This is a genomic window from Streptomyces sp. BBFR102 (assembly GCF_051397025.1).
Taxonomy (GTDB): Bacteria; Actinomycetota; Actinomycetes; order Streptomycetales; family Streptomycetaceae; genus Streptomyces.
Map to the genome: position 1 here is coordinate 5,522,749 of NZ_CP195757.1, position 22,574 is coordinate 5,545,322.

The following is a 22,574-nucleotide window of genomic DNA, read 5'->3' on the forward strand; positions in this document are numbered from 1 at the left end:
CGCTGCCGGGGGGACGGCACACGAACAGCGGAAGCAAGGGGCGGGGACACAGCGATGATGGGACCGGCGCACTCACTGTCGGGAGCAGCGGCCTGGCTGGGGGTGGGAGCGCTCGCCACCGGGCTGGGCCACACCATGCCGTGGCCGGTACTGGTCACCGGCGCGCTCATCTGCGCGGGCGCCGCCCTCGCGCCCGACCTCGACCACAAGTCGGCGACCATCTCCCGCGCCTTCGGGCCCGTCTCCCGCGGCCTGTGCGAGATCATCGACCGGCTCTCGGCCGCCGTCTACAAGGCCACCCGGGGCAAGGGCGACCCCCGGCGCACCGGAGGCCACCGCACCCTCACGCACACCTGGGTCTGGGCCGTGCTGATCGGTGCCGGCTCGTCGGCCGCCGCGGTGATCGGCGGCCGGTGGGCCGTGCTCGCCCTGCTCTTCGTCCACGTGGTGCTCGCCGTCGAGGGCCTGCTCTGGCGGCAGGCGCGGGTCTCCAGCGACGTACTGGTCTGGCTGCTGGGCGCCGCCGGGGCCTGGATTCTCGCGGGCGTCCTGGACGAGCCGGGCAACGGCGCGGGATGGCTCTTCACCCAGCCTGGCCAGGAGTACCTGTGGCTGGGACTGCCGATCATCCTCGGCGCCCTGGTGCACGACATCGGCGACGCCCTGACCGTCTCCGGCTGCCCGATCCTGTGGCCCATCCCCATCGGCCGCCGCCGCTGGTACCCGGTCGGCCCGCCCAAGGCGATGCGGTTCAAGGCCGGCAGCTGGGTGGAGATCAAGGTCCTGATGCCCGTCTTCATGCTCCTCGGCGGGATAGGCGGGGTCGCCGCCCTCAACCTCGTCTGACCGCGGGCCCCCGCTCCTCGGGCGAGTTCCAGGGGCCCGCGCGTCTCATCCGTGCCAGGAGCGCCAGAGCGCCGCGTACGAGCCGCCGGCCGCGACCAGCTGGTCGTGCGGGCCCAGCTCCGCGATCCGGCCGCCCTCCACCACCGCGATCAGATCCGCGTCGTGCGCGGTGCGCAGCCGGTGCGCGATGGCCACCACCGTCCGGCCCTCCAGCACCCTCGCCAGCGAACGCTCCAGGTGCCGCGCCGCGCGCGGGTCGAGCAGCGAGGTCGCCTCGTCCAGCACCGGCGTGTGCGGGTCGGCCAGCACCAGCCGGGCCAGCGCCACCTGCTGCGCCTGCGCCGGGGTCAGCGCCGGCGCGCCCGACCCGGCCTCGGTGTCCAGCCCCTCGGCCAGCTCCCGGCCTCAGCCGTCCGCGTCGACCGCCGCCAGGGCGTGCCACAGCTCCTCGTCCCCGGCGTCGGTCCGGGCGAGGCGCAGGTTGTCCCTCAGCGAGCCGACGAAGACGTGATGCTCCTGGTTGACCAGCGAGCGGACCTCCTCGGCGGGCATCCGCGCCAGCTCCGCGCCGCCGAGCGTGAGCCGCCCCTTGCCCGGCCCGTAGATGCCCGCGAGCAGTCGGCCCAGCGTCGACTTGCCCGCGCCCGACGGACCCACCAGCGCCAGCCGGGTCCTCGGCTCGACCGCCAGCGTCACCTGCTGCAGCACGTCCACGCCGGCCGGTAGCCGAAGTGGACGTCGTCGGCCCGCACCTCCCGGCCCTCGGGCCGCTCGTACGCGTCACCTGCCTCGGGAAGGGGGTACCGCAGGTGCAAACCGTGACATCCTTGCCTGTCGCGGCCCGGACCGGCAACCGAATAAGCGGCTGTTCCGTGCGGCCCCCGGCGCACGGTCACCAGGCCGCCGTCCGTGTCCGAACGCCCGGTGCGACCATGGAACCCATGCGCCTGACCGCTCTTGGCCCGACCGTGTTCCGCGGCGTGTTCGCCGCCGCCGCTGCCCTCCTGCTCACCTCCTGCGGCTCCGGGGGCGAGACCCCCGGGTCGGCGGGCGACGCGCGCCGGCCCGGCGCCCGGGCCTCCTCCGCCGATCCGGGCGGGCTGCCGGGCGTCTCCGGGCGCTTCCGCGAGCAGATCCCCGAGAACACCCGGCAGGTGGTCGCCGTCTACGGCGACGGCGCCGACCGTGCCACCGCCACCGTCGTCCTCTACACCAAGGACGGCGCAGGCTGGAAGAAGCGGGCCGACTGGCCCGCCCACAACGGCAAGAAGGGGTGGACGCCCGACCACCACGAGGACGACAAGCGCAGCCCCGTCGGCGTCTTCACCCTCACCGACGCCGGCGGCGTCCTCGCCGATCCCGGACCCGGCGGCCTGCCGTACACCCGCAGCGACGCCTTTGCCGCCCCGCGTGCCTGGGCCGCGTCGCACTGGCACGACTTCGACCTGGTCATCGCCATCGACTACAACCGGGTCAAGGGCACCCCGCCCAACGACCCGACCAGGCCCGAGGGGCAGTCGAAGGGCGGCAGCATCTGGCTCCACCTCGACCACGGCAGCGGCACCTCCGGCTGTGTCAGCCTCTCCGAGCAGGGCATGCGCCACCTCCTGCGCACCCTCGAACCGGACCAGCACCCCGTGGTGGTGATGGGCGACAAGGCCTCCCTGCGCGCCTGAGGACCCGCCTCACCTCATCCGGACTCCGGACGCGTCGCCCGCTCCAGTTCCAGCAACGCGGAGTAGTAGGCGCGGCCGGTGGCGTGGTCCATGCCGATCTCGCACATGCGGTTGGCGCTCAGGTGCGCGTCCCACTCACGGGCCGTCACCTCTGCCGCCTCGCGGGCCGTCGCCGACTCGGTCAGCTCCCGGTGGAGCAGGCCCCGGTCGCCGGCGAAGCCGCAGCAGTGCGCGTCGTCGGGAAGCAGCACCTCGTCGGCGCAGGCCCTGGCGAGGGCCATCAACTGCGGGACGTCGCGCAGATGCTCCATCGAACAGGTCGGGTGGACCACGGCCGAGCCCACCGTGCGCAGGATCTCCAGCTCCGGCAGCAACTCCTCGGCCGCCCACACCAGCGAGTCGACCACCGTCAGCTCCTGGTGCAGCTCACGGTTGGCGGGGGTCAGGTACGGGACCACCTCGTGGGCGATGCCGAGGGTGCACGAGGAGGCGTCGACCACCAGCGGCAGCCGCCCGCCGTCCGTCCAGCCCCAGGCGGCCTCGACGATGCGGTTGGCCATCACGGCGTCGGCCTGTTCGTACCCCTTGGAGTGCCAGATGGTGGCGCAGCAGGTGCCCCGTACGTCGCGGGGGATCCACACCGGCTTGCCCGCCCGGGCGGAGACGGCGACCACGGCCTCGGCCAGGCTCGTCCCAGAGTGCCCCTCGGGCCCGCCGAAGATCCGGTTGACGCAGGCCGGGTAGTACACCGCCCGCGCGTCGAACCGCGAGGTGTCGGGCAGCCGGCGCTCGGCGGGCCCGGGCATGGCGGGCAGCCATTCGGGCATCAGGTCCGGCCGGACCACCTTCCTCAGGCCCCGGGTGACGGCCGACAGCAGCCGGTCGTCGATCTTCGCCGCGGCCGCCACCGCGAGCCGGGCACCCGCCTCCACCACCCGGAAGTGCTCGGCGGTCAGCGTCGCCACCCGCTCCTCGCGGGCCGAGTGCCGCTGGTGCCGGAACGCCTTCATCATGGCCCCGGTGTCGATCCCCACCGGGCAGGCGAGCTTGCAGGTGGAGTCCCCGGCGCAGGTGTCCACCGCGTCGTATCCGTACGCCTCCAGCAGCCCCGCCTCGACGGGCGAGTCGGCGGGCTGGCGCATCATCTCGCGGCGCAGCACGATCCGCTGACGGGGGGTGGTGGTCAGGTCGTGGCTCGGGCAGGTCGGCTCGCAGAAGCCGCACTCGATGCACGGGTCAGCGATGGGCTCGACCGTCGGAATGGACTTCAGGCCCCGCAGATGCGCCTCGGGGTCGTGGTCCAGGACGATCCTCGGGGCGAGCACCCCGGCGGGGTCGAGCAGCTGCTTGATCCGCCACATCAGCCCGGTGGCCTGCGGGCCCCATTCCAGCTCCAGGAAGGGCGCGATGTTCCGGCCGGTGGCGTGCTCGGCCTTGAGCGAGCCGTCGAAACGCTCGACGGTCATCCGGCAGAACGCCTCCATGAAGGCGGCGTACCGCGCGACGTCCGCGGGGAGTCCGGCGTCGAAGGCGAGCAGGAAGTGGAGGTTGCCGTGGGCGGCGTGACCCGCCACGGCCGCGTCGAAGCCGTGCCGGGTCTGCAGCTCCAGCAGCGCCTCGCACGCTTCCGCCAGCCGGTCCGGGGGCACCGCGAAGTCCTCCGTGATCAGGGTCGTCCCCGAGGGCCGCGATCCCCCGACCGCCGTCACGAACGCTTTCCGCGCCTTCCAGTACGAGGCGATGGTGCCGGCGTCGCGGGTGAAGGCGTTGGTCGCCGAGGGGACCGGGCCGACCAGGGCCAGTCGCGGCAGCACCGCTTCGGCGGCCGACGCGAAGGCGGCCAGCCGCTCCTGGTCGGGCGCCCGGAACTCGACCAGCAGCGCCGTGGTGGTCCCCGGCAGCTGCGCCCAGTCGGCGGGCACGCCCTCCACGCTGACGGAGGCGCGCAGCGTGTTGCCGTCCATCAGCTCGACGGCGAGGGCGCCCGCCTCGTTGAAGAGCGGGACGGCGGCGGCCGCGGCGGGCAGTGACGGGAAGAAGAACAGCCCGGTGAGGACCTCGCGGTCCAGCGGGAGGGTGTCGAAGACGACCTCGGAGAGGAAGCCGAAGGTGCCCTCCGAGCCGACCATCAGGCCCCGCAGGATCTCCACCGGCGTCGCCCCGTCGAGGAAGGCGTCGAGCCGGTAGCCGTTGGTGTTCTTGAGCGTGTACTTGGCCCGGATGCGCGCCGTCAGCCGGGTGTCGTCCTCGATCTCGCGCTTGAGCGCCAGCAGCCCCGCGCACAGCTCCGGCTCCGCGGCGGCGAGCCTCTCGTCCGCGTCGGGTGCCGCCGTGTCCACGACCGTGCCGGTGGGCAGCACCACCGTCAGCGAGGCCACCGTGCGGTACGAGTTGCGGGTGGTGCCGGCTGTCATGCCCGAGGCGTTGTTGGCGACCACGCCGCCCACGGTGCAGGCGATGGCGCTGGCCGGGTCGGGGCCCAGGACCCGGCCGTGCCGGGCGAGCGTGGTGTTGGCCCGCAGGATCGTGGTGCCCGGGGCGATCCTGGCCCGCCGGCCGTCGTCCAGCACCTCGATCCCCACCCAGTGGCGGCGGACGTCGACCAGGATGTCCTCGCCCTGGGCCTGGCCGTTGAGCGAGGTGCCGGCGGCGCGGAAGACCACCTCGCGGCCGTGCTCGTGCGCGTAGGCCATGACCGCCGCCACCTCGGCCACGGTCTCGGGGACCACCACCACGCGGGGCAAGAAGCGGTAGGGACTGGCGTCCGAGGCGTACCGGACCAGGTCGGAGATGTGGGTGAGGACCTTCTCCGGGCCGAGGAGGGCGCGCAGGTCGCTCCGGAGCGGCTCGGGGGTGCCGCCCGCGCTGGCGTCGATCACCCGGTCGGGTGAGGCGTCCTCGGGGCGGATGTCGGGACGCAGTGCCCCGGGGTCGGGTTCCAGCAGCGGCATGGCGGCTCCTCGGGCCTCGTCGCGGTGCCGGACAACGCACCCCGGGAGGGGCGCTGCCCGCCGTCTCAGCCGCTTCCCTCCCGCGGGGGAGCGGCCTCGGTGGTGCGGCCCGGACTGTCGACCAGGGTCGCCAGCAGGCCGCCGAGTATCGACCGCTGTTCCGCGGTCAGTGGGGCAAGGATCTCCTCCACCGCGCCCCGGCGCGCGCTGCGCATGGCGCGCAGCGCATCCCGGCCGCCCTCGGTCAGCTCGACCCGGACCACCCGGCGGCTCTGGGCGTCGGGCACCCGGCGCACCCGGTCCGCCTCCTCCAGCCCGTCGACCAGGCTGGTGACGGCGCGGGGGACCACTTCGAGGCGCTGGGCGAGGTCGGCCATCCGCGGCGGCCGCTCGCAGACGGCGACGGTGCGCAGCAGGCGGGCCTGGGCGGGGGTGATGCCGAGCGGCTCCAGCTGGCGGCGCTGGAGCCGGTGCAGCCGGCGGGTGAGGCGCAGCAGCTGTTCGGCGAGAACGCCGTCGGGGTCGGGTGCATCCATGCGGGAACATTAACAGGACCTGGCTCATTGTGTACATAGGTAACAATGAGCTATGGTCTGCGTTGCCGTGCGAGGTCCGCGCCTGTGCGCCCGTGCCCGTACCGCCCGCCACGCCCCCTCGAAGGAGCCCATGCGTCCCGAACCGTCCCCCACCTGGACCCCGCCGCCCAAGAACCCCGACGAACCGCAGCAGCCCCGCCAGGTCCGCCGGATCGTCCGCCTCTTCCGCCCGTACCGGGGCCGACTGGCGCTGGTCGGCCTGCTCGTGGCCGCCGCCTCCCTGGTCTCGGTCACCACGCCGTTCCTGCTCCGCGAGATCCTCGACACCGCCATCCCCGGGCAGCGCACCGGCCTGCTGAGCCTGCTCGCCCTCGGCATGATCGCCGCCGCCGTCATGACCAGCGTCTTCGGCGTGCTCCAGACGCTCATCTCCACCACCGTCGGCCAGCGCGTCATGCACGACCTGCGCACCGCCGTCTACGCCCGGCTCCAGAGCATGTCGCTGGCCTTCTTCACCCGCACCCGCACCGGCGAGATCCAGTCCCGGATCTCCAACGACATCGGCGGGATGCAGGCCACCGTCACCTCGACGGCCACCTCGCTGGTCTCCAACCTCACCAGCGTGATCGCCACCGTCGTCGCGATGCTCGCCCTGGACTGGCGGCTGACCGTGGTCTCGCTGCTGCTCCTCCCGGTCTTCGTCTGGATAAGCCGCCGGGTGGGCCGCGAGCGCAAGCGCATCGCCACCGACCGCCAGAAGCAGATGGCCGCCATGGCCGCCACCGTCACCGAGTCCCTCTCGGTCAGCGGCATCCTGCTGGGCCGCACCATGGGCCGCGGCGACTCCCTCGCCCGCACCTTCCGCGACGAGTCGGACCGCCTGGTCGACCTGGAGGTCCGCTCCAGCATGGCCGGCCGCTGGCGGATGTCGATCATCAGCATCGTGATGGCCGCGATGCCCGCCCTCATCTACTGGGCCGCCGGCCTCTCCCAGCACGTCCGGGGCCCCGAGATCTCCATCGGCACCCTGGTCGCCTTCGTCTCCCTCCAGCAGGGCCTCTTCCGCCCGACGGTCAGCCTGCTCAGCACCGGCGTGCAGGTGCAGACCTCCCTCGCCCTCTTCCAGCGGATCTTCGAGTACCTCGACCTCGAGCCCGACATCACCGAGCCCGACGAGCCGGTGCGCCTGGAGAAGGTCCGCGGCGAGCTCCGCTTCGAGAAGGTCGAGTTCTGCTACGCCGCACAGGAGCGCCCCGTGCTCTGCGGCATCGACCTCGACGTCCCGGCGGGCACCTCCCTGGCCGTCGTGGGGGAGACCGGCTCCGGCAAGAGCACCCTCAGCAACCTCGTCCCCCGGCTCTACGACGTCACCGGCGGCCGCGTCACCCTCGACGGCGTCGACGTGCGCGACCTGGACTTCGCCACCCTCGCCCGCGCGGTCGGGGTCGTCTCCCAGGAGACGTACCTCTTCCACGCCTCCATCGCCGACAACCTCCGCTTCGCCAAGCCCGAGGCCACCGACGCGGAACTGGTCGCGGCCGCCCGCGCCGCCCAGATCCACGACCACATCGCGGCGCTGCCCGAGGGGTACGACACCGTGGTCGGCGAGCGCGGACACCGCTTCTCCGGCGGCGAGAAGCAGCGCCTGGCCATCGCCCGCACCATCCTGCGCGACCCGCCCGTCCTCGTCCTCGACGAGGCGACCAGCGCCCTGGACACTCGGACCGAACAGGCCGTGCAGGAGGCGATCGACGCCCTCTGCGCCGACCGCACCACCGTCACCATCGCCCACCGCCTCTCCACGGTCCGTGACGCCGACCAGATCGTCGTCCTCGACCACGGCCGCATCGCCGAACGCGGCACCCACCGGACCCTCCTCGCCCAGGGCGGCCTGTACGCGGCACTCCTCCGTAAGGACGCCCGTCCGACGGCCGCCGCCCCCACCCCTGGCGACATGCCCGAATTGAGCACTTCGGCGGGATAGCGTGCGCCCATGCCGCTCGCCTCCCGCCGGAGCCCCCGTCTCACCCGACGGGGCCGGCTCGCCCTGCTCACCGCGGGCCTGCTCGCCGCCGTGGCGGTGGCCGTCACGGTGACCCTGCTCCGCTCCGGTGAGGAGACGCCCCGAAGCCTGGGCTCCCTGACCGTCCCCGAGGGCCGTCGGGCCACACAGGTCTACGCCCTGGTGGACCGTGCCCTCGGCCTCGACGCGGGCACCACCCGGAAGGCGGCGAAGGACACCCGCCTCGACCTGCCCGCCGCGGCCGACGGCAACCCCGAGGGTTACCTCTTCCCCGCCACGTATCCGCTCGACGAGTCCACCACCCCGGCCGCCCTGCTGGCCCTCATGGCCGACACCGCCGAGGACCGCTTCCGCCAGGCCGGGCTCGCCGCCGGGGCGCGGCGGCTCGGCCTCTCCGGCTACCAGGCCGTCACCCTCGCCAGCATCGTCCAGGCGGAGGCCGACACCCCCGACGACATGGGCAAGGTCGCCCGGGTCATCCACAACCGCCTCGACCGGGACCGCGCCTTGGAGATGGACTCCACCCTCAACTACGCGCTCGGCCGCTCCACCCTCGACACCACCCACGAGGACACCCGCACGGACAGCCCGTACAACACCTACGCGCGCCGGGGCCTGCCGCCCACCCCCATCGGCAACCCCGGCGAGCAGGCGCTGCGCGCCGCCCTGGACCCACCCGCGGGCGACTGGCTGTACTTCGTGACGGTGCGCCCGGGCGACACCCGATTCAGTGACGACTACGCCGAACACCGGGCCCACGTCGAGGAGTTCAACCGTGAGCACGCCGCCGGGGGCGGGGGATGACCAGCCGGGCACGGACCGGCACGGCTCAGACGGCGACCTGCTCCCGCGCCAGCAGCGCGCGTATCTCCCGGACCGCCGCCCGGCCCGCCCGGTTGGCGCCGACGGTGCTGGCCGACGGGCCGTAACCCACCAGGTGGATGCGGGGATCGCGGACCACCCGTGTCCCCTCGACCTGGATGCCGCCGCCGGGCTCCCGCAGCCTCAGCGGCGCCAGGTGCTCCACCGCCGCCCGGAAACCCGTCGCCCACAGCACCACGTCGGCCTCGAAGACCGAACCGTCCGCCCACGCGGCGCCCCCGGTGGTGAGCCGCTCGAACATCGGGCGCCGCGCCAGCGTCCCGTCCGCCACGCCCCGCCGGACCGCCTCGTTCATCGGCAGACCCGTCACCGAGACGACACTGCGCGGCGGCAGCCCCCGCCGCACCCGCTCGTCGACCCGCGCCACGGCCTGCCGGCCCTGGTCCTCGTCGAAGGGCCCCTCGTGGAACTCCGGTGGCCGCCGGGTCGCCCAGGCGGTGGCCGCCGCGACCGGGGCGATCTCCAGCAGATGCTGTACCGCCGACGTGCCCCCGCCCACCACCAGCACCCGCTGCCCGGCGAAAGCGGCCGGACCCGGATAGTCCGCCGTGTGCAGCTGCCGCCCCGCGAACTCCTCCTGCCCGGGGTAGCGCGGCCAGAACGGCCGGTCCCACGTGCCCGTCGCACTGATCAGCGCCCGGGGCGCCCACACGCCTGCCGAGGTCTCCACCAGCAGCCGGCCGTCCCGGCCCTCCCGCACGGCCCGCACGTCCACCGGACGGCGTACCCGCAGCCCGAAGGTCTCCTCGTACTCCCGGAAGTACCCGCCGATCACCTCGGAGGAGGGTCGCGCGTCGTCCGCGCCCGTCAGCTCCATGCCGGGCAGGGCGTGCATGCCGTGCACCCGCCCGTAGGTCAGTGTCGGCCAGCGGAACTGCCAGGCCCCGCCCGGGCGCGGCGCGTGGTCGAGCACCACGAAGTCCTCCCCGGGCACCAGCCCGGACCTGCGCAGGTGGTACGCGGCCGACAGGCCCGCCTGCCCGGCGCCGACCACGAGGACGTCGACGGGGCGGGGGGCTTCGGTGTGCGGTGTCCCGTTCTGCTTCACGTCCGTGCCAACGGGTGGCGCCGCCGCGTTCTTCCCGGCCGCACCCGCCCATGGGGAGGTCTGGTCAGCGGCCTTCCGCCACGGCCTGCGGAGCCCCGCCGACCCGAGCCCTCCCGGGCCGCTCGAACAGGCCCCGGGCGGCCGACCCCGGGCATCAGGCACTCCCCGAACCAGTACGCCTCCTTCAGGCGGACAGCCGGAGAGGACGAAGTGGACGACGCCGCGCGCGTGGTACTCCTCGATCCGGTCGGCCACCTCGACGTGGCTGCCGGCCGGCGCCGTGCCCGCACCGCAGTGCACCCGCGCGTGGTGAGCCGAGCTGATCGCCACATGCCCCGACCGGAGCGAGATGCTCTACGGACGGCCAGCGGCGTCTCGTGGGGGCGGGAGCGGCTGTCAGGCCGGGGGCATCCGCGCTCGTCCGCCCTCCGAACTCGCTCCTTCCTCGAAGGCGGCCTCCGGGCGGGTCACCCCTGGCCCCCGCGACCCATGCCCGAGGATGGCGTCATGCCTGACGCCTTCGACACCCGTGTGCTGCACCTCGCCACCGGCTCCCGCGAGACCGTCCGCGACCTCACCGCCGACTGCGCGAGCTTCCTCACCGACGTGGCCGCGGGCCGCGACGGCCTCCTCAACGTCTTCGTCCCCCACGCCACCGCCGGCATCGCCGTCCTGGAGACCGGCGCCGGCAGCGACGACGACCTCCTCGCCATCCTCAACACCCTTCTCCCCGCCGACCACCCCTGGCACCACCGCCACGGCACCCCCGGCCACGGCCGCGACCACGTCCTCCCCGCCCTCGTCCCACCCCACGCCACGCTTCCGGTCATCAACGGCCAGCTGGAACTGGGGACTTGGCAGTCGGTTTGCCTGGTGGACACGAACGTGGACAACGCTGACCGCCAAGTGCGCCTGTCGTTCCTCGGCTAGCGGTTGCCGCAGGACGGTGCGTCCGATGTCCGGCCGTCCCGGTGCTCGTCCGCTCGGGTCCTCCCGGGCGGGGCGGGTACGGGGCGGTCTCCATCAGCCAGTGCTTCGGTTTCTGCCGACTGCCATGGCGCCTTGGGGGAGAATGGCCGACGATGACCGTCACCGCTTCCACCGCTTCGCCCGGCCCGGAACCCGAGCCGGGCGGATTCGGCCCCTTCGCCCATCTCACCGTGCCGAACACCCCGCTCTACCGCCAGGTGATGCGGGTGTTCCTCGTGGCCAAGGAGCGGTTCGCGGTGCATCTGCGTCCCGAGGACGTGTACGGGGCGCTGCCGGCGGCCGTCCGCCCCGGCGACCTTGAGGCCGTCGTCGCCGCGCTCGACAAGCTCGTCGGCTGGGGCAATCTGCGGGCCGATCCGGACACCGCCCGCGTCACCGCCGTCGAGGACTTCTACCGCAAGCGTTTCATCTACCAGCTCACGCGGGAGGGAGAGGCCGCCGAGGCCGCGCTCTTTGCCTATGACGAGGCACTCGGGCGCCGTGGCGCGCTCCAGGCCGTCGCCCTGCACGACATCGTGACCCACCTGCGCGCCCTGCTCGTCCTGGCCGCCGAGGACGAGCCCGACCCGGCCAAGGCGCACCTGGCGCTCGACGCGCTGGCCAGTCGTTTCACGGCGCTCGCCGACAACGCCCGCGCCTTCATGGGATCTCTCCAGCGGACCATCGACCTGCACGACGTGGAGGAGGACGTCCTCCTCGCGTACAAGGACCGCCTCATCCAGTACCTGGAGCGGTTCATCCAGGACCTGATCACCCTGGGCGGGCGGATCGCCCGGTTGATCCTGGAGCTGGAGGAGGACGGAAGGGCGGAGTTCCTGCTGCGGGCGGCCGCCGTGCGGGAGGCCGCCGACGCCTCGCCGGAGGAGTCCGAGAGCGTGGAACGCGAGGTCTACGAACGGTGGGCCGCGCGCTGGGCGGGGCTCGGCGCGTGGTTCATCAGCAGGGACGGGCGCGAGTCGCAGGCACGGCTGCTGCGCGGGCGGGCGCTCGGCGCGATCCCGCAACTGCTGGCCGTCGTACGGGCGCTGAACGAGCGGCGGGCCGGGCGCTCGGACCGCTCCGCGGACTTCCGGACCCTGGCCCGGTGGTTCGCCGAAGCACCCGACGACGATGCCCGGCACCGCCTGTGGCGGGCCGCCTTCGGCCTGTACCCGGCCCGGCACCTCACCGCCGACGCCGACACCCTCATGGCCCGTGCGGCGCGGCCCGTCCCGGCCGCCACCTCGTGGGCCGAGGCGGAGCCGCTGCGGATCAGCCCCCAGCTGCGCCGTACCGGAAGCTACGAGCGGCGCGGCAAGCCGCGCAAGGTCGAGGACCGGGAGGAGCGGCGGCGGGCTCTCGCCGAGACGGCGGCCAAGCAGGCCGCGGAGACCGCGGCCGCCCGCGCCCGGCTCGCCACCGGCGGCGTCACGCGCCTGTCGGACCTCGGCGAACTCGACCCGGCCTCCTTCGGGCTGTTCCTCCAACTCCTCGCAGACGCGCTGGCCACCTGGCGCCCCGGGGTGAGACAGACCGTGGCCACCAGCAACGACGGCTCCATGGAGATCAGGCTCACCGCGCTCACCGAAGGCACCACCGCCGAGATCCGCACGCCCGGCGGAGTCTTCAGCGGCCCGGACCACCTCGTAGAGATCATCGACCTGACGGACGGAGACGACCTGATGGACGGAGACCCCGACCGATGACCGCACCGCTCGCCGAGGTGCTGGACGGCCAGCACGCCGCCGACCTGCGCAAAGCAGCGCGCGCCCTGCTGAAACACCCCCTTCTCCTCGCACGTGGCCGAAACGCCGACGAGTTCCGTCTCGTCCGCCGGAACGCGGCCGAACTGAGGGAGTGGTTCGACCGCAACACCGGCTGGTCCCTCCAGGTGGACGCCGAGACGGCGCGGTTGCGCAAGATCCCCGGTGTCCTCACCGACCCCACGCACCCGGCCCGCGAGGCGAGCCGCAGTGCCGCCCCGTTCACCCGCCGCCGCTACGTCCTGTTCTGCCTCGCCCTCGCCGCCCTCGAACGGGGTGAGGCCCAGATCGCCCTCGGGCGCCTCGCCGACCAGATCGTCCTGGACGCCGCCGACCCCCGGCTCACCGCCGCCGGTGTCGAGTTCGTCCTGGAACGCCGTGATGAGCGCCTCGACCTCGCCGCCGTCGTACGGCTGCTGCTCGACCTCGGCGTGCTGCGGCGGGTCGCGGGCGAGGAGGAGGCGTACGTCAGCGGGGTGGGTGACGTCCTGTACGACGTGGAACGCCGGGTCCTGGCCGGTCTCCTCGCCACCCGGCGCGGCCCCTCCACCGTGCGGGGGGACGACCTGGAGGACCGGCTCGCCGAGCTCGTCGCGGAAACGGCCCTGGACAGCGACGAGCTGCGCTTCCGCGCCATACGCCGTTCGCTCACCCGCAGGCTGCTCGACGATCCGGTGCTCTACTACGACGACCTGACGGACGCCGAGCTCGGCTACCTGTCCCGGCAGCGCGGCTTCGTCACCGCCAAGATCACCGAACTGACGGGACTCGTCGCCGAGGTGCGGGCCGAGGGGATCGCCATGGTCGACCCCGACGACGACCTGACCGACCTCCGCATGCCCGAGCAGGGCACGCACGGCCACATCACCCTGCTGCTCGCCGAGCACCTGGCCCGCGCCGACGGCCCGGTCGCCCTCGGCGCCCTGGCCCTGCGCGTCCGCGAACTCGCCGCCGAGCACGGGGGCTTCTGGTCGAAGTCCGCCCGGGAGCCGGGCATGGAGCCCGAACTCGTGGAACAGGCCGTCGCCCGGCTCGCCGCGCTCGGCCTGGTCTTCCGCACCCCGCACGGGGTCGTCGCCCGCCCCGCCCTCGCCCGGTACGCGGTCGGCGAGACCGTCGTCCGCCGGCCCGGTTCCTCCTCCCTGCCCACCCAGCGAAAGGCCGCCCCGTGACCCGCCTCCCCACACCGCGGCGATCCCGCTGGCAGCCTCTGCGCGTCGGGCTCGTCGACCTGTTCCACTACGACGTGGAGGAGTTCCACTTCCGGGACGGGTCCCTGCTGCTGCGCGGCAACAACGGCACCGGCAAGTCCAAGGTCCTCGCCCTCACCCTGCCCTTCCTGCTCGACGGCGACCTCAGCCCGCGCCGCGTCGAACCCGACGGCGACCCCGGCAAGCGGATGGAGTGGAACCTGCTGCTCGGAGGCGAGCACCCGCACTCCGAACGGCTCGGCTATACGTGGATCGAGTTCGGCAGACGCGACGAGACGACCGGCGAGCAGCACTTCCGCACGCTGCTGTGCGGCCTCAAGGCCGTCAGCGGGAGGGGTATCGCGCGCCACTGGTACGCCGTCACCCGCCAACGGGTCGACCACGGCTCCACCGGGCGCACGGAGGACACCCTCCGACTGCTCGACGCCACCGGCACCGCCCTCTCCCGGGACCGGCTCGCCGAAGCGGTCGCCGGGCACGGCATGGTCTACGACCAGGCCAAGGTGTACCGCCGGGCCGTGGACGAGGCGCTCTTCGGCCTCGGGGACCAGCGGTACGCCGCCCTGGTCGACCTGCTGATCCAGCTGCGCCAGCCCCAGCTCTCCAAGCGGCCCAATGAAGCCGCCCTCTCCCGGGCCCTCACCGAGGCCCTGCCGCCCATGGACCAGGCCGTCATCGCCGACGTGGCCGAGGCGTTCCGCTCCCTCGACGAGGAGAAGGACGAGCTGGCGGCCGCCTCAGCCGCCGAGCGGGCCGCTTCCGGCTTCCTGGAGCACTACCGGCGCTACGCCCGTATCGCCACCCGCCGCCGGGCACGGCTTCCGCGCGCGGAGCACTCCCGCTACGAGCGTGTGCAACGGGATCTGGCCGAGGCACAGGAGCGGCGGCGGCAGGCCGAGGAGAAGCGGGAGGCGGCCGGGGAGGAGATCGGCCTCCTGGCGGAGACCGCGGAACGCCTACGGGCTCAGGAGAGGGCCCTGCGCGAGGCGCCCGAGATGCGCGACGCGCGCGAACTGGAGCACGCCGCGCTGGCCGTGGCGCGAACGGCGCGGGCGGCGGACCAGGCCAGGGACGACCGGAAGCAGGCGACCGCCCTCCACACCAAGGCGCTCGGGCGGCTCACCTCCGCCGAGAACCGGTCCCGGGCCGCGCGGCTCAGGGCACAGGAGACCTTTGCCCAGGCACGGGAACACGCCGCCGCCGCGCACGTGGCCCTGCCGGTGGACGACCAGTTGCCCGAGCCCGAACTGCGGCGCGCCGCCGACGCCGCCACGGACCGTGCCCGGCGCTCCCTCGGGCACGTCGAGGGCCTTCTTGAAGCGGCCGAGCGGGCCACCGCCGAGCACCGCCGGGCCTCGGGACGTCTCGACGAGGCGGAGACCGACCTCGCCCTGGACACCGCATCGCACGGTGCGGCCGAGGAGGGCGTCGCGCGGGTCGGCCGGGTCCTCCTCGACGAGGTACGCGAACGTGCCCGGGCCTGGACGGAGCTGGCCTTCTCCGACGAGACCGGCCTCCTCGACGAACTCCAGGAATGGACCCACCGCCTCGACGGCCCCTACCCGGCACGCGGCGAGGCGGTCCGGGCGCACACCCTGCGGTCGGCGGATCTCGCCGACCAGGCGGCCGAAGCCGCCCGACGGGCCTCGGAGCTGGCGGAGCGCACCGATGCGGCGCGGCGGGAGCTCGCCGTGCTGAAGGCCGGCGGCGGACGCGAGCCCCAGCCCCCCGCCACCCGCACCCCGGACCTTCGCGATCGGCTTCCGGGCGCCCCGCTCTGGCGCCTCGTCGACTTCCGTGACGGCCTGCCCGAACCCGAGCGCGCGGGGCTCGAAGCGGCACTGGAAGCCTCCGGCCTCCTCGACGCCTGGGTACTCCCCGACGGCTCGGCCCTCGCCGTGAACGGGCACGACGTCCTTCTCGCGCCGTCGGACGGGCCGGTGAGCGGCCCCTCCCTGGCCGAAGTGCTGCGCCCGGCCACGGACCACGGTGACGCGTGGACCACGGCCCTGGACGATGCGACGGTGACCGGTCTGCTCGCCGCCATCGGTCTGGGTGGCGGGCCAGGTGCCGGGACCTGGGTGGCGGCGGACGGGCGCTTCCGTGTCGGCGTGCTCAGCGGCACGTGGGCCAAGCCCGCCGCCGCGTACATCGGCGCCGGCGCGCGTGAGGCGGCGCGGAGAGCCCGCGCCGCCACGCTCGACGTCGAACTCGCCTCTCTGCGCGAGGAGTCGGCAGCCGCCGCAGCCGGAGCCGAAGCGATCGCGGTCCGCCGCCGTACGCTCGACGCCGAACTCGCCTCCGTCCCCGACGAGTCGCCGCTCGCCCGGGCACACGCGCTCGTGAGCGCCGCGGCCGACACCGTGCGCAAGGCCCGCACGCGGCGTGCGGAGCGCGCCGCCGAGGCGGCCGGGGCGGCCGGACGGGCCGAGCGGGCCGCCGCCGAGCTCACCGAGGCAGCCACCGATCTGGGGCTGCCCGCCGACCGGGCCGGACTCACCGGCGTACGCCACGCCCTCGGCTCCCTCGGCGCCACACTGGCCGCCTTGTGGCCGGCGGTGCGCGAACAGGTCGAGGCCGCACGCCAGGTGGACGACGAGCACGCCGAAGCGACCGCCGCGGCGGCGCGGGCCGACGTCCTCGCCCAGCGGGCCGATGACGCGGAGCGCGAAGCCGCGGCGGCGGACGAGCGCCACCTGACCTTGCGCTCCACCGTCGGAGCGGTCGTCGCCGAACTCGAACGGCGGCTCGCCGAAACAGGGGAGGCACAGCAGAGCTGCGACGCCGGCCAGAAGAGGGCCCGACGGCGCCACGCGGAGGCGGACCGGGAGGCCGGGCGCGCCGAGGGACGCATCGAGCAACTGGAGAAGGACCTCGCGGAAGCCGTCGCCGCGCGCGCGGAGGCCATCGCCGCGCTCCAGCGCTTCACCGGGACCGGGCTGCTCGCCGTCGCACTGCCCGGACTCGAGATCCCCGCTGCGGACGGCGGCCCCTGGGCCGCCACCCCCGCCATCGCGCTCGCCCGTGCCCTGGAGACCGGCCTCTCGTCGGTCGACGACACGGACGCAGCCTGGGAACGCGTCCAGCGCCGGCTCAGCGAAGAACTCAAAACCCTGCAGGACACCCTGTCCCGGCACGGGCACAGTGCCTCCGCCCGCATGCTCGAGGACGGCATGGTCGTCGACATCGTCTACCAGGGCCGCGACCGGGCCGTGCCCGAACTCGCCGAAGCGCTCGCCACCGAGGTCGGTGAGCTGACCCGCATCCTGTCCGCGCACGAACGGGAGATCCTCGAGAACCACCTGATCACCGAGGTCGCGGGCACCCTCCAGGAGCTCATCGGCGCCGCCGAGCGCCAGGCGCGGGACATGAACACCGAGCTGGAGGACCGCCCGACCTCCACCGGTATGAGACTGCGGCTGGTGTGGCGGCCCTCGCGCAAGGCCCCGCCCGGACTCGCCCAGGCCCGCGAACGGCTGCGCCAGTCCGCCGATGCCTGGACCGCCGAGGACCGCGCCGCGGTCGGCGAGTTCCTCCAGGCCCAGATCGCCCGTCAGCAGTCCGACAACGGCTCGGGCAGCTGGCTCGAACACCTCACCGCCGCGCTCGACTACCGCACCTGGCACGAGTTCGGCGTCGAACGCAACCAGCACGGCCGCTGGGTCCCCGCGACAGGGCCCTCCTCCGGCGGCGAACGCGTCCTCGCCGTCTCCGTGCCCCTGTTCGCCGCCGCCTCCTCGCACTACGCCAGTGCGGGCAGCCCCCACGCCCCCCGCCTGGTCACCCTGGACGAGGCGTTCGCGGGAGTGGACGACGACTCGCGCGCCAAGTGCCTCGGCCTGCTGAGCGCCTTCGACCTCGACGTGGTGATGACCAGCGAACGGGAATGGGCCTGCTACCCGCAGGTCCCCGGCGTCGCCATCGCCCAGCTGTCCCGGACCGACGACGTGGCAGCGGTCCTCGTCACCCGCTGGGAGTGGGACGGTACGAGGCGCCGGCGCCGCGACGACCCCGTGCGGCAGCCGGCCTCCGGCGCGGCGGGCGGCTCGGAGCAGGAGCCGCGGTGGAACTGACGCACGAGGGCCACACCGCACCCGGGACCGTGCCGGAGCGGGTCACGCACGCCGCGGTCGACGTCCCCCGCCTGCGCCGCCTGCTCGGCGTTCCGGAACTCGCATGGCTCGTCGAGCGGGTACGAGGCCGGCTCGTCGCCGGTCAGCCCCTCACCGGCGCCGTCTTCCTGGCCACCCCCACGCAGGGGCAGCGATCCGCGGCCGAACGGCTGCTGGGCCGGCCTCCCGGTGGTGGCCGCTCGCTCAGCGTACGGCTGGAGGCGGTCGACGCCGTGCTGCGCCGGTCGGACGTCAGCCCCGAGGGCCTCACCGCCGCCGTCACGGCGCTCACCGGCCCCGTCACCCCGCTCGCCGAGTCCAGAGCGGAGGAGCGAGCCGCCTGGGACCGGGCACACGAGCCCCTCGACGCACTCGTACGGGATCGGCCCGAGCTGACCGCCTGGGCCGCGCGGGTACGGGCTGAGGGCCTGGCCCGGCGCCTGGGCCGCGCCCCTGACTCCGTACGCACCCTGCTCACGGCGGTCTCCGCCGCGCTGCGGGAACTTCCGGCCGACCCCGCCGTATCGCTGGCTGCGTTCGCCGCACGCGTCCTCGGCTCGGCCCACGGGCTGGACGACGGCACCCCCGAAGCCACCCTCACGCTGTCGGGAATCCGCGCCCTGACCGGTTTCGCCGACGGCAGCGGCACCGAATGGCGGCGGGACGCCTGGGCGTCAGCGGGCCTGCTGAAGGACGAACTGTCCTCGACGGTCCTCGCCCTGAACCTGCGGGGGAGCCCCGCCCTCGACTGGATGGCCGACGAGGGCGAACCGGCCGTCCTGACGCTGCGCCAGCTGATCCGACGACCCCCCTCCGCCGCCTCCCCCACGGTGCGGATCTGTGAGAACCCGACCATCCTCGCCGCGGCGGCGGACGCCCTCAAAGCCGCCTGCCCGCCGCTGGTCTGCCTCCAGGGCCAGCCCTCGGCCGCCGCACTCGCCCTGCTGCGTCACCTGCACGGCAACGGCTCCGTCCTCCACTACCACGGCGACTTCGACTGGGGCGGGTTCCGGATCGCCGGCGCCCTGCTGCGCCGCGTTCCGTGGCAGCCCTGGCGATACACCGCAGCCGACTTCCGCAGGGCCCTGACCGCGGGCGACCCGGAGCTCCCGCCCCGACCTCTCACCGGGGTCCCGACCGCCACGCCATGGGACCCCGACCTCGCCGAGGCCCTCGCGGAGGCGGGAACCCGGGTCGAGGAGGAACGAGAACTGGACCTCCTCCTGTCCGACCTGAGGGGACGGCCTCCGCACGCCCAGGTGTTCTGATCGCAGTGGTGCCCGCCGTGCCGCCGCTTCCTCGCGGCCGCACCGGGCCTGGTGGGGGAGTCGGGGGATGTGCCAGGCTGCCGCGGTGACCGAAACCGCAGCCTCGTATGTCCAGCTGACCACCCCGGACCAGGTGACCGGTTCCCTCGTCGAGGAACTGGCGTCCTGCTGGGTGGAGGTGACCAATGCCGGGGGCGCCGCCGGCTTCCCGTTCCCGCCGGTCGACCTCTCCCGGACGGCGCCGGCCGTCGAGGCGATCGCGGCGGCCCTGGCGCCGGAGACGAGCCGGCTGCTCCTCGTCCGGGTGGAAGGAGAGCTGGCGGGCTGGCTGAACGTGCGCCGCGACCCGTTCGCACTCATACGGCACTGGGGCACCTTGCACCACGTCCAGACGCGCCCCGCGTTTCGCGGCTGCGGGCTCGGGACGCGGTTGATGCACGAGGTCCGCACTCTCGCGCGCGAGGGGATGGGTCTGGAGCAGTTGCACCTCGCCGCCCGCGCGGGCATGGGGCTGGAGGACTTCTACGGACGGCTCGGCTGGAAGGAGATCGGCCGCTGGCCGGGGGCGCTCCGGCTCGGTCCGGGCGACGACCGTGACGAGGTGCTCATGGTGCTGTCCCCGCTGTGAACCGCCGCCGTGCGGGTGGCGTCCGCGATCACGGCGGCGTCCTTCGTGCCGGTTCTCGCCCCGGTGGGTCGGACTGTCCAAGCGCGCCACATCTCTCTACGGTTGGTGTCCTACCGCCAGGCAGTGCGGGAATGAGCGAAGGGGGCTGGGTGGAAGCCGAGTTGGGGGCTCTTGCGGTGTCGGGGGCGACGGCGCTGGTCGGGCTGATCGTTTCCGAGGGGTTCGAGCGTGCGAAGAGCGGGCTGACCCGGTTCTTCCGGCGGCGTGCTTCCGGTGCGGGTGCCGAGGAGGAGCTGCGGAGTGCGCGGTCGGAGCTGGCCGGTGCCCGGGCGAGCGGCGACCGGGAGGCCGAGGCCGGGGTCACGGCCGGTCTGCGGCGGCGGCTGGAGGACGTCTTCCGGGAGGACGCCGACGCCGCCGGAGAACTGGCGGAACTGCTGTCCCAGTTCGCCCCTGACACCTCCCGCGGCTTCGTCAACCTGGTCGGCGGCGGCGTGAACCACGGACTCGTCCTCCAGGGATCGCCCGTCCACGGCGGCATCCACTACCACGCCGCACCTCCACCGTCACCTGGGCCGGGCCGCCCGGTGCGGCCCAGCCAAGTGCCCGTCGTCATGGTCCCGTTCAGCAACAGGTCCGAGGAGCTGGCCGCCTGGGAAGCGAGGCTCGGCGCGGCGGCGGGCGGCTCCCCGAGAGTCAGCCTCGACGTGTTGGACGGGCTTCCAGGGGTCGGCAAGACCGCCATGGCCTGGCGGTGCGCCGAGCTGGCGGAGGGGCACTTTCCCGACGGGCACCTCTACGTGGACTTCGCGGCCCTGCGGGACCAGATCAGTCCCGGTGCCGACGTCTCCGAAGCGCTGGCCATGTGCCTGCGGGCGCTGCCGGGCGGGGACACCGGCATCCCGGACACGCTCGCGGAACGGACCAACCTGTTCCGGTCGCGCACCAGCGGCCTGCGCATCCTCCTGGTCCTGGACGACGTCAACCAGGCCGCGCAGGTGCGGGCGCTGATCCCCAACGGCCCGGGCAGCGCGGTGCTGGCCACCAGCCAGAGGAAGTTCGGCGAACTGGCCGTCACCGGCGCCCGGCTGGTCTCCCTGAAACCCCTCGACGCGCACGGCGGGCTCGCGCTGCTGACCGACCGGTGCGGGGCCCGGGCGGTGGAGGCCGAGCGGGCGGCCGCGCTGCGCCTGGTCGAGCTGTGCGGCGGGCTGCCGGTGGCCCTCCAGGTCGTGGCGGCGCGGCTGATCACCGACGCGGGGCTGAGCATGGCCGAACTCGCCGCCGAACTCGACGACGAGGCCGGCCGGCTCGACGCACTCGCCATGGACGGACAGGAGTCCGCAGTGTCCGTAGCCCTGGAGCCCTCCTACCGGCTGCTGCCGCCCGACGCGGCGCGGCTCTACCGGCTGCTCGGCTGGCTGCCGTTCGCCACCTTCGACACCGGCGTGGCCGCGGTCGCCGCCGGTCTCGACGCGAGGAGCGCGAAGCGGCTGCTGGGGGTGCTGGCGCAGGCCAGCCTGGTGGAGGCCGCCGGCGACGGCCGCTACCGGATGCACGACCTGGTCCGCCTGCACGCCCGGGAACACGCGGCGGCAGAGGAACCCGCGACCGCGCGGACGGCGCTGACCGAGCGGGTGAGCACGCACTACCTCGTCCTGACCGCCTTCGCCGACCTCGCGCTCCGCGAGGAGCGCCTGCGCGTCGCCGACCTCGGGGAACTGCTGCGCGGCGCCGACGACCCCTTCGCCGCGGCCGGAGGCCCGCCACCGCTGGAATGGCTGCACACCGAGCGCACCGCCGTCCTCGCGGTACTGCGGGAAGCCGTCCGGCAGGAGCTGTACCCGGTGGCCTGGCGCCTGGCCGAGGCGTTCACGGTGTTCTTCCTGTACCACCGCTACCTCAGGGCGTGGACGGAAGTCCTGGAGCTGGGCGTCGAGGCGGCTGCCGCCGCCTCGGCCCGGGCGCGCACGGCGGGGGAGGTCGAGGAGGCCACCGCGGGCGAGGCCAGGCTGCGCGCCCTGCTCTCCCGCCCCCTGCTCGACCTCCAGGAGAACGGCCGGGCCGGCGAACAACTGGAGCGGGCCGTCGCCCTGGCCGACACGACGGGGCGCCTCGTCCTGCGCGCCTCCGTGCAGGAATTCCTCGGCAGGTACCTGGACATCGTCGACCCGGCGCGGGCGCCCGAGGCGTACCGGCGCTCCCTCGCCCTCAACGAGAGCGCCGGGGAGAGCCGGGGTGCCGCGCTCGCCACCTTCTTCCTCGGCTGCGCGCTCGACGCCCGGGGCGATCACGAGGACGCCATGGCGCTCCTGCTCCGGGCCCGGACGGAACTGGAGGACCGCGCGGAGCCCGACCGGCGCATGGCGGCCCGGGCGAAGGCGGCGATCGGTGTCGCGCACGGGCACCTCGGGGACAGCGCGCGGGCCATCGGCTTCCTGCGGGAGGCGTGCGCGGAACTGGCCGAGGTGGCGGCGGCGACGGACTACGAGGCACAGGCCCGGGTGCGGCTCGCCGACGTCGCCGCGCGAACGGCCGACGGGCACGACCTGGCCCGCGAGAGCCTCCACCGTGCCGCGGAGATCTACGAGGCGCGCGGCAGCCTGCACCTGGCGCAGGAGGTACGGCGCCGGCTGGAGGGGCTCGGCGGCTGAGCCCGGG

At 74.3% G+C, this 22,574-nt stretch carries 14 protein-coding genes and 1 pseudogene; 11 read left to right on the forward strand and 4 right to left on the reverse strand.

All coding sequences use genetic code 11. The annotated features are described in order from the left end of the window. Nucleotides 1-54 precede the first annotated feature (54 nt). A complete protein-coding gene (locus ACSLIC_RS24380; protein WP_436739845.1) occupies nt 55-846 on the forward strand; it encodes a metal-dependent hydrolase in 792 nt (263 codons plus the stop codon). A gap of 45 nt (nt 847-891) precedes the next feature. Here the strand turns inward: ACSLIC_RS24380 and ACSLIC_RS24385 are convergent. Beyond that, nucleotides 892-1,640 (reverse strand): annotated as a pseudogene (locus ACSLIC_RS24385) (ATP-binding cassette domain-containing protein); the annotation flags it as partial. Nucleotides 1,641-1,787: 147 nt separating this feature from the next. Here ACSLIC_RS24385 and ACSLIC_RS24390 point away from each other — a divergent pair. Beyond that, nucleotides 1,788-2,522, forward strand: coding sequence for a L,D-transpeptidase family protein (locus tag ACSLIC_RS24390; RefSeq protein ID WP_436739846.1), 735 nt, complete (start codon nt 1,788-1,790; stop codon nt 2,520-2,522). Between the two features lie 14 nt (nt 2,523-2,536). Here ACSLIC_RS24390 and ACSLIC_RS24395 read toward each other — a convergent pair whose 3' ends face one another. Both ACSLIC_RS24395 and ACSLIC_RS24400 read right to left on the reverse strand, forming a co-directional pair. After that, nucleotides 2,537-5,473 (reverse strand): FAD-binding and (Fe-S)-binding domain-containing protein, encoded by a 2,937-nt coding sequence (locus ACSLIC_RS24395; RefSeq protein WP_436739847.1) that lies wholly within the window; start codon nt 5,471-5,473, stop codon nt 2,537-2,539. A gap of 65 nt (nt 5,474-5,538) precedes the next feature. Then, entirely contained in the window at nt 5,539-6,009 is a 471-nt protein-coding gene (locus tag ACSLIC_RS24400; protein ID WP_436739848.1) for a MarR family winged helix-turn-helix transcriptional regulator, read from the reverse strand. A 130-nt stretch (nt 6,010-6,139) separates the two neighbouring features. Here ACSLIC_RS24400 and ACSLIC_RS24405 point away from each other — a divergent pair, with 130 nt between their 5' ends. Together ACSLIC_RS24405 and mltG are read left to right on the forward strand one after the other, a co-directional pair. Continuing rightward, complete coding sequence (locus tag ACSLIC_RS24405) at nt 6,140-7,993, forward strand: ABC transporter ATP-binding protein (RefSeq protein ID WP_436739849.1); 1,854 nt, start codon at nt 6,140-6,142, stop codon at nt 7,991-7,993. A gap of 9 nt (nt 7,994-8,002) precedes the next feature. Beyond that, nucleotides 8,003-8,836 (forward strand): endolytic transglycosylase MltG, encoded by an 834-nt coding sequence (gene mltG, locus ACSLIC_RS24410; protein WP_436739850.1) that lies wholly within the window; start codon nt 8,003-8,005, stop codon nt 8,834-8,836. A 25-nt stretch (nt 8,837-8,861) separates the two neighbouring features. On the opposite strand, the gene ACSLIC_RS24415 is transcribed toward mltG, so the two are convergent. Beyond that, nucleotides 8,862-9,962, reverse strand: coding sequence for an NAD(P)-binding domain-containing protein (locus ACSLIC_RS24415; RefSeq protein ID WP_436739851.1), 1,101 nt, complete (start codon nt 9,960-9,962; stop codon nt 8,862-8,864). Between the two features lie 507 nt (nt 9,963-10,469). On the opposite strand from ACSLIC_RS24415, the gene ACSLIC_RS24420 reads away from it, so the two are divergent. The 7 genes from ACSLIC_RS24420 to ACSLIC_RS24450 all read left to right on the forward strand — a co-directional run bounded on the left by ACSLIC_RS24420 (nt 10,470) and on the right by ACSLIC_RS24450 (nt 22,567). Beyond that, nucleotides 10,470-10,892 carry a YjbQ family protein gene (locus ACSLIC_RS24420; protein WP_436739852.1) on the forward strand — a complete coding sequence of 141 codons (423 nt, stop codon included), beginning with the start codon at nt 10,470-10,472 and terminating at the stop codon, nt 10,890-10,892. Nucleotides 10,893-11,044: 152 nt separating this feature from the next. After that, a complete protein-coding gene (locus tag ACSLIC_RS24425; RefSeq protein ID WP_436739853.1) occupies nt 11,045-12,637 on the forward strand; it encodes a TIGR02677 family protein in 1,593 nt (530 codons plus the stop codon). Next, nucleotides 12,634-13,866: a TIGR02678 family protein gene (locus tag ACSLIC_RS24430; protein WP_436739854.1), complete on the forward strand. Its 1,233-nt coding sequence runs from the start codon at nt 12,634-12,636 to the stop codon at nt 13,864-13,866. The genes ACSLIC_RS24425 and ACSLIC_RS24430 overlap by 4 nt, the downstream gene beginning before the upstream one ends. Beyond that, the gene (locus ACSLIC_RS24435; protein ID WP_436739855.1) at nt 13,863-17,978 is read left to right on the forward strand and encodes a TIGR02680 family protein; all 4,116 of its coding nucleotides are present in this window, start codon (nt 13,863-13,865) and stop codon (nt 17,976-17,978) included. The genes ACSLIC_RS24430 and ACSLIC_RS24435 overlap by 4 nt, the downstream gene beginning before the upstream one ends. Continuing rightward, nucleotides 17,969-19,285, forward strand: a complete 1,317-nt coding sequence (locus ACSLIC_RS24440) for a TIGR02679 family protein (protein ID WP_436739856.1) — start codon at nt 17,969-17,971, stop codon at nt 19,283-19,285. Before ACSLIC_RS24435 ends, ACSLIC_RS24440 begins: the two co-directional genes overlap by 10 nt. A gap of 85 nt (nt 19,286-19,370) precedes the next feature. Continuing rightward, nucleotides 19,371-19,913, forward strand: coding sequence for a GNAT family N-acetyltransferase (locus ACSLIC_RS24445; RefSeq protein ID WP_436739857.1), 543 nt, complete (start codon nt 19,371-19,373; stop codon nt 19,911-19,913). Nucleotides 19,914-20,062: 149 nt separating this feature from the next. Beyond that, nucleotides 20,063-22,567 carry an ATP-binding protein gene (locus ACSLIC_RS24450; RefSeq protein WP_436739858.1) on the forward strand — a complete coding sequence of 835 codons (2,505 nt, stop codon included), beginning with the start codon at nt 20,063-20,065 and terminating at the stop codon, nt 22,565-22,567. Nucleotides 22,568-22,574 lie beyond the last annotated feature (7 nt).

Bases quoted from the DNA above. Each gene is read 5' to 3' on its own strand.
- ACSLIC_RS24380 (WP_436739845.1), top strand. From the start codon at position 55: ATGATGGGACCGGCGCACTCACTGTCGGGAGCAGCGGCCTGGCTGGGG.
- ACSLIC_RS24390 (WP_436739846.1), top strand. From the start codon at position 1,788: ATGCGCCTGACCGCTCTTGGCCCGACCGTGTTCCGCGGCGTGTTCGCC.
- ACSLIC_RS24395 (WP_436739847.1), bottom strand. From the start codon at position 5,473: ATGCCGCTGCTGGAACCCGACCCCGGGGCACTGCGTCCCGACATCCGC.
- ACSLIC_RS24400 (WP_436739848.1), bottom strand. From the start codon at position 6,009: ATGGATGCACCCGACCCCGACGGCGTTCTCGCCGAACAGCTGCTGCGC.
- ACSLIC_RS24405 (WP_436739849.1), top strand. From the start codon at position 6,140: ATGCGTCCCGAACCGTCCCCCACCTGGACCCCGCCGCCCAAGAACCCC.
- mltG (WP_436739850.1), top strand. From the start codon at position 8,003: ATGCCGCTCGCCTCCCGCCGGAGCCCCCGTCTCACCCGACGGGGCCGG.
- ACSLIC_RS24420 (WP_436739852.1), top strand. From the start codon at position 10,470: ATGCCTGACGCCTTCGACACCCGTGTGCTGCACCTCGCCACCGGCTCC.
- ACSLIC_RS24425 (WP_436739853.1), top strand. From the start codon at position 11,045: ATGACCGTCACCGCTTCCACCGCTTCGCCCGGCCCGGAACCCGAGCCG.
- ACSLIC_RS24430 (WP_436739854.1), top strand. From the start codon at position 12,634: ATGACCGCACCGCTCGCCGAGGTGCTGGACGGCCAGCACGCCGCCGAC.